Genomic DNA, 12,596 nt, shown 5'->3' with positions numbered 1-12,596 from the left:
TGTTATAATGAGAGATATTAAAAAATAGCAGGTAATCAAAGTGACAATTTCAGTGATTGTTCCGTGCTTCAATGAAGAAGAGTCTATTCCTTTGTTTCATGAAGCTATGGAAGCGGTGAAATATCAAATCCGTGACCAGTTTGAATATATTTTTGTCAATGACGGATCGACTGATCGGACCTTGACTGTTTTACGTGAGCTCAGCAGTCGCTGTCCAGACGTGCACTATCTGTCCTTTTCTCGTAATTTTGGAAAAGAAGCAGCGCTTTACGCTGGTTTGCAAGAGGCAAGTGGGGAATTTGTGACGGTCATGGATGTGGATTTGCAGGATCCGCCCGAGCTCCTGATTGAGATGAAGGCCATGCTGGACTCGAATCCTGAGCTGGACTGTGTGGGTACCCGTCGCACTACTCGCGAGGGAGAGCCGCCAATCAGAAGCTTTTTTGCTAATTTGTTCTACAAGCTGATTAACAAGATTAGTCAGGTTGAGATGGTAGATGGTGCGCGTGACTTCCGACTGATGCGCCGTCAGATGGTAGAAGCCATTCTGGAGGTTTCAGAGTACAATCGCTTCTCCAAGGGAATTTTTGCCTGGGTTGGCTTCAATACTGAGTACTTGGAATACAAAAATGTTGAACGAGTGGCTGGCAAGACCTCTTGGAATTTCTGGTCTCTATTTAACTATTCTTTAGAAGGCATCGTCAATTTCTCTGATGCGCCTCTCAACATCGCCTTTTTAGGGGGCATCCTGTCCTGGATTTTAGCCTTTATCTTGATGGCGGTAATTATTATCCGTACCTTGGTTTTTGGTGATCCGACATCGGGTTGGCCGTCCCTTATGACTGTCATTCTCCTTATCGGAGGCTTCCAGCTGTTGACCATCGGTATATTGGGCAAGTACATCGGCAAAATCTTCATGGAAACAAAGAAACGCCCTGTTTATGTGATTAAGGAGAAGAGTAAGTGAGTCTTTGAGAGAGTTTTTAGGGCTTAAATGACTCTTATTTAGCTGAGGAGAGATTGTGAAAAATAAAAAAGTTAATATTGTCTTATGCTTATCTTCGTTTATTTATGCGATACAGTTTTACATCAATAATAAAATCACCCCAGTAGGAGACCAAACAGCATTTTTAGAATATGCTAAGGAATTTCATTACAATTATTTATTCTTTGGGATTGATCGTTATTTCACTTGGAGCAGTAGATTACTCATTGAATCAGCCACCTTATTATTTTCCGTTCACGAAAAGCTGTTTATAGCAGCAGCCTTTCTGGCAACTCTGCTTTTGGTCTATGCTTTAAGGAAGCTGACTCCCTCCTTGCCTTGGCTGCCAGCTTTACTTATTTTTATATTCCTTCCAGCGACGGAATTTTTAAGTGCGGGTTCTATTCCGACCTATGTTAATTACATTTTCCCTGCTTCCTTGTTGCTTTTCGCACTTTTTTGCAGAGAATCTAAAAATATTTGGATTAATATGGCTAGCCTTTTGTGCTTTTTAGTTGCTATCATGCAAGAACAATTATCTGTCTACGCTTTTTTATGGCTTCTGTTTGAAACTGTCCTTGCGAAGAAAGATAAAAAACCTTTACTGGGTAATCTATGCTATTTGGCACTGAGCGCTTTAGGAATCTTATCAGCCAAGCTGTCTCCGGGGAATGCTCTGCGTTTGGAAAAGAACATTGTCAGTTGGTTCCCCAACTTTCCGAACTTGAATATCTTCCAAAAGCTTGGGCTGGGCTTTCTGGAGACAGGGGATAATCTGCTTTCCACGTCCTTTGTCTTTGTGATGGTCTTCTTGCTTGTGCTCTTTTTTTATGCTCTTCATAAGAAAAATGTAACAGCCTTAGCACTGAGCGGTTTTGTTATACTCAATATTTTTTCACAAAAAATGGGCTGGAATACTATTTTTGGTACCTTAACAGGTATCAGTAAAGCAGCCAGAGAATCAGGGACATTTTCTTTTAATATCACGTATATGAGCGCAGTCGCTTTTTATGGCTTGCTGCTATTAATGATTCTTTATGCTTTGTGGCTTGTAGTTTCTGACTGTAAAGAAAAAATATGGCTGACCTATTTATTTGTAATTGGCCTCATTGGACGCATGGTCATTTCATTATCTCCAACTCTGTATGCTTCAAGCACTCGAACCTTTTTGCCTCTGATGATAAGTCTATTCATTATTACTTGCAGATTATTGTATCACTTGTATACAGAATATCAAACGCGGCAAGAGGCTGTTCTCTAGATCATACTATTAAGTATATTTTCCGATAGTGATTCGATCAAGCAGATTTTTTCTATTTTTTTTGGTATAATAAATTCATTGAATATTTATGATCTGAAAGGAAGAACAAATGATTTTAATTACAGGTGCGAATGGACAGCTGGGGACAGAGCTCCGCTATCTTTTAGATGAGCGCAACGAGGAGTATGTAGCTGTTGATGTGGCAGAAATGGATATTACCAATGCCCAAATGGTAGACAAGGTCTTTGCGGAAGTCAAGCCAAGCTTGGTTTATCACTGCGCAGCTTATACTGCAGTTGATGCGGCTGAGGACGAAGGAAAAGAGCTGGACTATGCCATCAATGTGACCGGAACCGAAAATGTAGCAAAAGCAGCAGAAGCGCACGGGGCGACCATGGTCTACATCTCAACAGACTATGTCTTTGACGGACAAAAGCCTGTCGGCGAGGAATGGGAAGTAGACGATCGACCAGATCCACAGACCGAGTATGGTCGTACCAAGCGCATGGGTGAGGAGCTGGTTGAGAAATATTCCAGCCGTTTCTATATTATCCGTACTGCTTGGGTCTTTGGTAACTACGGTAAAAACTTTGTCTTTACCATGCAAAATCTTGCTAAGACACATAAAACTCTGACCGTAGTTAATGACCAGCATGGCCGTCCGACATGGACTCGTACGCTGGCTGAATTTATGACTTATCTGGCTGAGAATCAAAAGGAATTTGGTTATTACCATCTGTCTAATGATGCGGCAGAGGATACAACTTGGTATGACTTTGCAGTGGAAATTCTCAAAGATACAGATGTGGAAGTCCAGCCGGTTGATTCCAGCAAATTTCCAGCCAAGGCTAAGCGACCTTTCAACTCAACTATGAGTCTGACCAAGGCCAAGGCTACAGGCTTTGTCATTCCAACTTGGCAGGATGCTTTGAAAGAGTTTTACAAGCAGGAAGTGAGAAATTAAACATTGAGCAACCTTGCGGTTGCTTTTTTTAAGGGGAATTTATGGTATAATTGGGTATAGTTTTATTTACATTGAAAGAGAGTTCTATCAAATTGAAAGTACGATCATTGCCAAAAATTTTCTTTTGGAATATGCTCGGGAGTTTATCTTCAGCAGCTGTATCTGTTATTTTATTATTTATAGTTACTCGCACCTTATCTAGTGAATCAGCTGATCTTTATAGCTTTGCTTACGCAATTGCAAATTTGCTAGTTATTGTTGCAGGGTTTCAAGTCCGAGATTTTCAAGCAACGGATATTAAAGAAAAATATTCTTTTGATGCATATTTGACTACTAGATTTCTAACTAATATTTTAATGATACTAATTTTGTTAGGCTATTTAATTTTAAATCCTTCGACTTATGAAAATTTTTGGATTATATTTTGGGTCTCCTTTTTTAGAGTTAGTGAGGCGCTTTCGGATGTATTTCAAGGNTTATTCCAGCAGAAAGAACGATTGGATTTAGCTGGCCAATCATTATTTTTTAGAAATATAATTTCAACAATAACATTCGCTGTTCTGTTATTATTTTCTAAAAATCTTCTTTTATCTATTGTTTTTCAAACACTCACCTCTTTCATTGTAGTTCTTTCTTTTGATTTTCCAAAATCTAAGTTGTTTCATCGTATTAATATCTCTACAGTAAAATTCAAAGATATTTATAGTATTTTAAAGGACTGCTTACCTTTATTTATAAATGCTTTTCTATTAGTTTCGATCTATAACCAACCTAAGTATGCATTAAACGATATTTTTAATAGGGGATTGATTGAAGCGGGAGTACAGAGAGACTTTAGTATTTTATTCACTCCAATTTTTGCAATGAATCTAATGATTGTTTTTTTACGTCCAATGATTACACAGCTAGCAATTTTCAAGGAAGAGAATAAAATTTCTCATTTTATTACGTATAAAAATAATCTATTTAAGATTTTATGGGGAACAAGTATATTAATTTCTATTGTTGGAGCTCTTGCTGCCATACCTGTTTTAAATATTGTTTATGGAACCAAGCTAAATCAATATCAAATAAGTTTCTTTATATTGTTGCTAGGCGGCATTGCGAGTACGTTTTCTACAGTATGTGATAATATTTTAACTGTTTTTAGAAAACATCATTATTTAGTCATTTCATTCTTAGCGGGATATCTTGTATCCATTCTTACAGCTGAGCCACTGGTATCCCAATACGGAATTTTTGGAGCCTCTTTGTCTTTCCTTATCTCTATGATTGCTTGGTTGAGTGTCTCGCTAATTATTTATTTTATGACGAATCCATATACTTTTTTGAGAAGGAAAAAATAAGAAACTTATGAAATTTTCAATTATTATACCTGCCTATAATGTAGCGGATTATTTAGAAAAATGTGTTAAAAGTGTCTTAATTCAAGAATTTAAAGATTATGAAATTTTAATCATAAATGATGGTTCAACTGACACTACTGCAATAGTCGCTGATAAATTGTCTGCGGAGAATACCAATAAAGTAAGGGTGTTAAATCAAAAAAATGGTGGAGCTTCAAAAGCAAGAAATACAGGTATTGAGTCTGCTCGGGGAGAGTACTTATTGTTTTTAGATGGTGATGACTTTTGGAGTGATCAACACTTTTTGAGTCAACTTGATGAAATAACTACAGAATGCATTGATGATGTTATCGTTTTTGGCTACAGTTATTTTTATGATGATAGAATTTTAGATTTCCCTATATCTATGTTTGAGGAAAATATTTTAAAAGCTACTTGCTTTGGAATATTTAATGGTCCAAATTGGAATAAATGTGTATCGAAAAAATTATTTCAAAACGGCTTGAAATTTCCAGAGGGAATGGTATCTGAGGATAGTTTATATTGTTCTCGGATCTTAAAAATGACAAAGAAATTTTCAATTCTTAATANTACTCAATATATGTATCGACAGAACCGCAAAGGAAGTTTGACTAATGTCGTGAAAGAAAAAAATGTTCAAGATACTCTTAAAGGAATCAGGATGGGACTTTCTGACTTGAAAAACTATTCAGTTGAAATTCAAAAAGCTTTAAATATCTATTTTGCAATCTCATATATTTCAATATTACCTTATGTAAATCAATACATTGATAATTTTAAAATTAAAGAGTTGCTTTATCAGTATAAGTATTTGCTACAGTATGCAAAATATATAGAGAACCGAGCATTTAAATTAACAGGTCTATTAGCCAATTTATTGGGGATAAAATTTTCAATAAAACTATTTCCTGTTTTATTGAAGTTTTATAAATAGAGTGGATTAGTTATGAAAGGGAAAATATGTCTAAACCAGCTATTTCAGTTATTATTCCAGTTTATAATGCACAAGACGGGATTAAACGCTGTGTAGATTCTCTTTTGAATCAATCATTTAAGAATTTTGAGATTATTCTTCTCAACGATGGTTCGAAAGATAACTCTTTAAATATTTTAAAAGAATATGAATTGAAGTATAGTTTTGTAAGAGTAATTGACAAACAAAATGAAGGAGTTGCAGTAACTAGAAATAAGGGGATTCTTCTAGCTGAGGGAGAATATACTATGTTCATGGATAATGATGATTTTGTTGATAGTGATTACATTGAAACTTTTTATCAGGCTATCCATGAGAAAAATCTAGACTTGGTTATTGGTGGATACAAACGTGTCAATCAGGATAACCAAATTATCTTTAGCCAAAATATACAGCAGTCAGAGTGGTCCAAGTATATTATAATGGCTCCCTGGGCCAAAATTTACCGGACGGAGTTCTTGAAAACGAACAATCTAGAATTTTTTGACTATGGTATAGGAGAAGATATCATTTTTAACCTAGCTGCCTATAAGGCAACAGACAAAATAGGTTTGTTAGATTATAAAGGATATAATTGGTATTACAATAGTCAGAGTATTTCTAATACTTCTCAGAGAGGTTTCTCTCCTAAAATTGATATTTTAGTTCTTTTTTCAAAAATATTTGAGCTGGGTAAGCCATCTGAGCTAGAAGTATATTACTTGAAAAGATATTATGTTTGGTATTTGCTTTTTTCTGGGAGATCCTCATCAAATCAGGAGTTTATTCATCAGTATATTAGGATTAAGGAATGGTTAAAAGAGAATAAACTCATCAGTACGATCTCTCCCTTGTCTAAGAAGGTTCAGGGCGAAAGATTTCAGACTAAAATTTCTCTAATTGTTTTTTTGAGTTTGGAAAAGTTAAGGTTAGTTCCATTATTTGCTAAAATTTATTGTAAAGGGAAGAAAGATAATTGAAAGTTTTAATGATAATTCCTGCTTATAATGAGGAAGAAAGTATTTTAAATACGGTTATGAGCATTGTAGAATATCGGAAGAAAGTTGATTTTGACTTAGACTACGTAGTTATCAATGATGGGTCAGTTGATAGAACTGAGGAGATTTTGGACAGCCATAATCTGAATGCTATTCATTTGGTTATGAATTTAGGGATTGGCGGAGCTGTTCAGACGGGCTATAAGTATGCTCTTGAGAATAATTATGATGTGGCCGTACAGTTTGATGGAGATGGTCAACATGATATTGAGTCACTGGATGCTTTGCTGGAGCCTATTCGTCGTCAGCAGGCTGATTTGGTTGTTGGTTCTCGTTTTATCGGTGACAAGTCTTCGGAATTTCAGACGACTTTTATGCGGCGTTTTGGCATTACCATTATTTCAGCTTTTATTAAATTAACAACAGGCAAAAGGATTCTGGATACCACGTCAGGCTATCGTTTGGCCAATCGTGACATTATTCGACAATTCGCTGCGCGCTATCCTATAAAATATCCTGAGCCAGAATCAATCGTCCATATCTTGAAGCGGAAATATAAAGTGGTGGAAGCACCAGCCAATATGTTTGAACGTGCAGGAGGAGTCTCTTCGATCACTCCGATTAAGTCCATTCGCTATATGATTGAAGTTTGCTCTTCGATCTTGATTGCTGCTTTTATGAAAGAGAGTGAATAATGTCCATTTTGTCTATTGTTATGCTAGTGGCTTCAGTTCTATTCCTGTATTTTGTCTTTCGGAATATAAATCAAAACAATATTTTATTTGAGCAAGCCTTTATGTGGATTATTATAGGCTTTGTACTGATTGTTATTTCTGTATTTGATTGGATTCCAGTTTCGATTGCCAAATTGTTGGGCTTTGAGTTGACCTCAAACTTTGTCATGTCCTTGGCCATCTTTTTCCTGCTGGTTATTGTTTTTTTACATACTATTTCCATTTCCAAGCAAAAGGAGCAAATCAAGCAGTTGGTGCAAGAACTGTCCATCATGAAGCAAAGAATGTCCAAGTTAGAGAGTGAAAAAGATGAAAAATAATCATACCTGGGTGATTTGTGCCTATGGCGAAAGTGAATTTTTAGAAGCTTGTATCCTGTCTTTGCAAGCTCAAACTTTGTCATCAAAGATTATCTGCTATAGCTCGACACCGTTGGATTCAATCAAGCAGCTGTGCCAGAAGTACGGTATTCCTTTTTACACGAAAGAAGGCGGTGGTATTGGTAAGGACTGGAATAATGCCCTTACCTTTGTTGAGACTTCTTATGCTACCATTGCTCATCAGGATGACTACTATGAGCCAACTTATCTAGAAGCAGTGATGCAGAAGATAGAGCAGTCGAAGGATATTCTCATTGCCTATACAGACTATTTTGAAGAGAAAAATGGAGTCAAAATTCCGGCTAATACCAATCTGAAAATTAAGACTCTCATGCTTAAAACCTTGAATCTGATTCCGGCCAGTCGTTTTTGGAGAAATCGGGTGTTGGCTTTTGGCAATCCCATTTCCTGTCCAGCGGTGACTTACAACCTAGAGTTATTAAGAGATTTTCGATTTGATGAGGAAATGCGCGTGAGTCTGGATTGGTACGCTTGGTACAAGATTAGCGCCTATAAGGGTCGCTTTGCTTATATTTCTGAGAAGCTTATGTGCCACCGGATTCATGGAGAGTCTGAAACAACTAAGACCATTTCAGATAATACTAGGACCAAAGAAGATTTGTTCATTTATCAGCTTTTCTGGCCTAAGTGGGTGGCTAATCTAATAAACAAAGCATATAAGAAGAGTCAAGATGCCAACTCAAATTAATATAGTTATTTACAAGGAAAGTATATGAAAGATTTAATATCTGTTGTTGTAACATGTTACAACCATCAAGACTACATTGAACAGTGTTTGCGCAGTATTTTTGAACAAACATATAAAAATATTGAGTTGTTGGTATTGGATGATGGGTCCACAGACAAGTCCGCCCAGATTATCCAAGAAACTTTGGTAGATTCCCCTTTCCCGACGAGGTTTGAAAGCCATGAAAATATGGGAGTCGTCAAGACAAGAAACAAGGCTTTGCAGCAAATTCAAGGCACTTATTTTATTTTTGTGGATAGTGACGATTTTCTGGATTCAGACTACATTGAGAGCTTTTATACAACCATGCTGCAAGAGGAGGCAGATATTGTCTATGGGGATCTGTATGATCCCGATAAAAAAGAAATTTACCTTAAATCGCGGCCCTTTGACAAGGTAGCTTTCTTAACGGAGAATTTTATTTCCAACTGTTCCCTCATTCGTCGCTCAATTGCTGATGGTATTTATTATGATGAAGCGCTGAATCGTGAAAAATTGGAAGACTATGATTTTCTTTTAAACTTAATTATCAATCAAGGTGCGAAACCTGTTTATGATGCAAATACAAAGCTGAATTATCGGGTCTTTGACAAAGAGTCAATCTCTAAACGAGATTCTACTCGATATCATTATGAAATTTATCTAAAAATCCTGCAGAAGTATATGAAACAGATACCAGATGAAGTTTATCAAGCTTTGTCTGCAAATATTTATACTTTAGATGGCAGACTGAATGATTTAATTCAGCATATGAATCAGGTATCCGATTATATCCATGAGCTAAAGAAAGGCTGGGAACGTGATAGTGAATTAATTTATCAATATCAGGATGACATTGATGAATTACGTAACTCACTCTCTTATCGTGTTGGGAATGCTATCGTCACTCCAATTAAGCAAGTAGGTCAGATTGTCAAAAATCCGCGGAATATTAGAATTGTCCTATCTCAATTGAAGCGTCAGTGTATTACCATAAAACGAAATATCAAATCGCCAAAAAGCTATTATTATCGAGTTTTACGAAATTCTCAGCGAAAACAGCTTCAACAAGTGACTGGCAAAAAGTGCCTAATCTACGTCATTTTTGAGGCAGAAGAGAATCTTCAGCGCTACAAAGTTCTATTTTTAGAGAAATTAGCAGCTTTGGTAGATGAAACGTTGATTGTGGTAAATGGAGGATTGAAATCAGAGGATTTATCTGTCTTGGAACAATATGGCCAAGTTCTGGTAAGGGATAATACAGGTTACGATGCTGCAGCATTTAGGGAAGGTATTTTAACCATTGGTAAGGAAAAGTTGCAAACGTCTTCTCAGCTTCTGTTAGTCAATGATACGAATATTGGTCCAATGAGAGATTTGAATGAAGTCTTCCAAACAATGGCGGATAGAAATCTTGATTTCTGGGGGATGTCCTTTGGTGAAGTACAGGAAGATGCAACAAATTTCAATCAATATGGCTATATTCCAGAGCATCTGCAATCCTATTTTCTTGTCATTGAGCCTTTGTTACTTCGGTCAGAGGAATTTTTCGACTATTGGAACAACCTAACGGATACGGATTCGCGTGATAAGGCTATTGGGAAACACGAAACAACTTTTACTAAGTATTTTGCAGATTTAGGTTATCGCTATGATGCTTTGGTGTCTGAAAACAAAGACAGTGCTATGTATATTCATCCTTTGAGAATGCTCAGGGCTGGTAGTCCGTTGGTTAAATACACCTCATTACAAAATTATAATGCGCAACAATTCCGTTGGCAGGGACTGGAAAGACGAACAGAAATACCTGATTTGCTCAATTATGTACAAATGGAAACAGATTATCCAGTTGAAATATTGGAAAATATTGTACAAAAATTCAAATCAATCTCCAGAGAACAATATATCTTGATTATAGATGGGGTTGAAAATATTATTCCGCAATGTACACGTTACCGAGTGCTGAACAAAGCAGAACAGTTGCGAAAAAACGGTTTCACGGTCAAAGTAGTAAATGTATCAGAATTTGAGATTTCTCAGGCTCGATATGCAAGTCATATTATCATCTATCGGGCTCCATGGTCTTATCAACTTCAATTCTTGTGCGATACAGCTAAAAGAGATAAAAAACCAGTTTATTTTGACATTGATGATTTGGTTTTTGATACAGTTTATACAGATCAGCTAAGCTATACTCAAGGCTTATCAGAAAAGGACAAGGGCAACTATGATGCTGGTGTCAAAAATTATGGCAAGATGTTAGCTGCCTGTGATGGAGCGATTACTTCGACTTTCCAATTGAAGGAAGAGCTGCTCAAATATAAAGATAAGGTATTGCTGAACAGAAATCGAGCTTCCAGTGACTTGATTGAAATCAGTTCTCACTTTATCAAAGATTATAGTCAGCAAGATTCAAAAGTCAAGATTGGCTATTTTTCAGGTTCTATCAGCCACAATGAAAATTTTGAATTGATAAAACCAGCCATCCAATCCTTACTTGAAGTCTACAAGAATGTGGAGCTTCATATCGTCGGACATTTGAATATTCCAGAGGATATGAAGCCGTATCAACAGCAGATTGTTGTACATGACTATGTTGACTGGAAGGATTTACCTCAGCTGATCAGTCAGGTGGATATCAATCTAGCACCGCTAGTTGACTCGGTCTTTAATCGGGCTAAGTCTGAAATCAAATGGATGGAGGCTGCCTTAGTAAAAGTTCCTACAGTTGCTAGTCATATTGGAGCCTTCTCTGATATGGTTAAAGATTGGGAGACTGGACTTTTAGCTAAAGACGGGGAGTGGAAAGAAAAGTTAGAGCGTTTGATTCTTTCGTCTGACCTACGTCAGGAATTAGCAGAAAATGCCTATGATTTTGTTCTTGAAAACTGCAGTTTAGATAGTAAAGATGAAATGGTGAATGATTTTGAAAAGAAGTAAGACGATGAAAATAGAAAATATCTTTTTGGTCTTGGCGACGGTCTTTGTCATGACATTTATGGTGGTTCAACCGATCAACCGTGTTCCGGATGAAACGAATCACGCCCGCATGACTTGGGAGATTTTCCATAAGCCGACAGAGAAAACCTACAAGTGGATGGAAAATATCTCTTCGGAACCGCATGTTTCTTCCAAAGAGTATAAGAAACTTTTTACGGAAAAATTGGATTTATCTCAGGAAGAGTCTACTTTGGGGATTAAACTCAAGACTCTGTCCTTTTTACCGCAGCTAATTGGCATGACCTTGGGAGCGTTTATCTATCCATCAGTGGGAGTTATTATCATGATGGGGCGCTTTTTTAACGGCCTAGCCTATATTTTGGGTGTTTACTTCTTGATTAAGTATTTTAAGTATGGCAAGAAGGCTCTCTTTTTTATTTCACTTCTGCCAATTATGGTTCAGCAGGCTGCTTCTCTCTCCTATGATGTAATGAACTATTTGGAGATTATGCTGGTCATTGGTTTTTTCACTAATATTGCTTCCAGCAAGAAATTTACCAATAAGAATTTTATCCAGCTTTTGGTCATATCCGTTGGACTCTTTGCAACCAAACTGAACAATGTCTTATTGCTAGGCTTGTTGCCTTTCATTGATTTTGAAATGGAAGGATTCTTAGCTGTTTTGAACAAGCCATTTCTTGCGACCAAGGCATTTATCGGTCGTCATCGCTATGTTTTTTACAGTTTGGCTCTTGTCGCAGTTTTATTAGCCTTGCATCTGCTTTTTCGTCATCAAGGAGGGATCTTCCACTACAGTAGGGTTCTGCTCAACACTTTGTTTAAACAGCGCATGAACGGTGACCTCAATACCATATTGACTATTGGTCTCTTCGGATTTTTGGGTAATTTTACCATTCAGTTGCCCCTGTGGCTAATCTTTCTTGATGTAGCGGTACTGACTATCATTTTCTTGCAGTCTAAGAAAGATTTTATGACGAAGTCCTATGCAACTGTCTCCGCTTATCTTTTCCTTTTGCAGGTCATTGCCGTTGTCACCATCATGTATCTAGAGTGGACTCCGATTGTTTTAGGAAAAGGTGCTCAGATATCCGTTGGAACTCAGGGCCGCTATTTTACGCCTTTCCTAATTCTCTTCTTACCCCTTCTTGCGAATATGGGCAAGCTAGAGATTCAGGAGCGGACAGTTAAAAACTTGCTTATAGGCACTTTGTCAGCTAACTTTTTAATTTCAATCTATTTAATGATTCCATTCTATTGGAATTGGTAA

At 36.9% G+C, this 12,596-nt stretch carries 11 protein-coding genes; all 11 read left to right on the top strand.

Annotation, left to right across the window (positions count from 1 at the left end):
- Positions 1–40: 40 nt before the first annotated feature.
- The 11 genes from D8797_RS03650 to D8797_RS03600 all read left to right on the top strand — a co-directional run bounded on the left by D8797_RS03650 (position 41) and on the right by D8797_RS03600 (position 12,596).
- Positions 41–967: a glycosyltransferase family 2 protein gene (locus D8797_RS03650; protein ID WP_125379306.1), complete on the top strand. Its 927-nt coding sequence runs from the start codon at positions 41–43 to the stop codon at positions 965–967.
- Positions 968–1,022: 55 nt separating this feature from the next.
- Positions 1,023–2,246, top strand: a complete 1,224-nt coding sequence (locus tag D8797_RS03645) for a beta-carotene 15,15'-monooxygenase (protein ID WP_125379305.1) — start codon at positions 1,023–1,025, stop codon at positions 2,244–2,246.
- A gap of 109 nt (positions 2,247–2,355) precedes the next feature.
- Positions 2,356–3,210 (top strand): dTDP-4-dehydrorhamnose reductase, encoded by an 855-nt coding sequence (gene rfbD, locus D8797_RS03640; RefSeq protein WP_125379304.1) that lies wholly within the window; start codon positions 2,356–2,358, stop codon positions 3,208–3,210.
- 71 nt (positions 3,211–3,281) lie between these two features.
- Complete coding sequence (locus tag D8797_RS03635; protein WP_125379415.1) at positions 3,282–4,556, top strand: lipopolysaccharide biosynthesis protein; 1,275 nt, start codon at positions 3,282–3,284, stop codon at positions 4,554–4,556.
- A gap of 7 nt (positions 4,557–4,563) precedes the next feature.
- Positions 4,564–5,511 (top strand): glycosyltransferase family 2 protein, encoded by a 948-nt coding sequence (locus tag D8797_RS03630; RefSeq protein ID WP_125379303.1) that lies wholly within the window; start codon positions 4,564–4,566, stop codon positions 5,509–5,511.
- Positions 5,512–5,537: 26 nt separating this feature from the next.
- Positions 5,538–6,509 carry a glycosyltransferase family 2 protein gene (locus D8797_RS03625; RefSeq protein WP_125379302.1) on the top strand — a complete coding sequence of 324 codons (972 nt, stop codon included), beginning with the start codon at positions 5,538–5,540 and terminating at the stop codon, positions 6,507–6,509.
- Positions 6,506–7,222, top strand: coding sequence for a glycosyltransferase family 2 protein (locus D8797_RS03620; RefSeq protein WP_185780835.1), 717 nt, complete (start codon positions 6,506–6,508; stop codon positions 7,220–7,222). The genes D8797_RS03625 and D8797_RS03620 overlap by 4 nt, the downstream gene beginning before the upstream one ends.
- Entirely contained in the window at positions 7,222–7,581 is a 360-nt protein-coding gene (locus D8797_RS03615; protein ID WP_002897243.1) for a DUF2304 domain-containing protein, read from the top strand. The genes D8797_RS03620 and D8797_RS03615 overlap by 1 nt, the downstream gene beginning before the upstream one ends.
- On the top strand, positions 7,571–8,350 hold the full coding sequence (locus D8797_RS03610) for a glycosyltransferase family 2 protein (protein WP_125379301.1): 780 nt from the start codon (positions 7,571–7,573) through the stop codon (positions 8,348–8,350). The genes D8797_RS03615 and D8797_RS03610 overlap by 11 nt, the downstream gene beginning before the upstream one ends.
- Before the next feature lie 24 nt (positions 8,351–8,374).
- Complete coding sequence (locus D8797_RS03605) at positions 8,375–11,308, top strand: rhamnan synthesis F family protein (protein WP_125379300.1); 2,934 nt, start codon at positions 8,375–8,377, stop codon at positions 11,306–11,308.
- On the top strand, positions 11,295–12,596 hold the full coding sequence (locus tag D8797_RS03600; protein ID WP_185780838.1) for a DUF2142 domain-containing protein: 1,302 nt from the start codon (positions 11,295–11,297) through the stop codon (positions 12,594–12,596). The genes D8797_RS03605 and D8797_RS03600 overlap by 14 nt, the downstream gene beginning before the upstream one ends.

The sequence above is a fragment of the Streptococcus cristatus genome (genome assembly GCF_003944225.1).
GTDB lineage: Bacteria > Bacillota > Bacilli > Lactobacillales > Streptococcaceae > Streptococcus > Streptococcus cristatus_K.
This window is presented reverse-complemented; position numbering and strand designations above follow the sequence as displayed.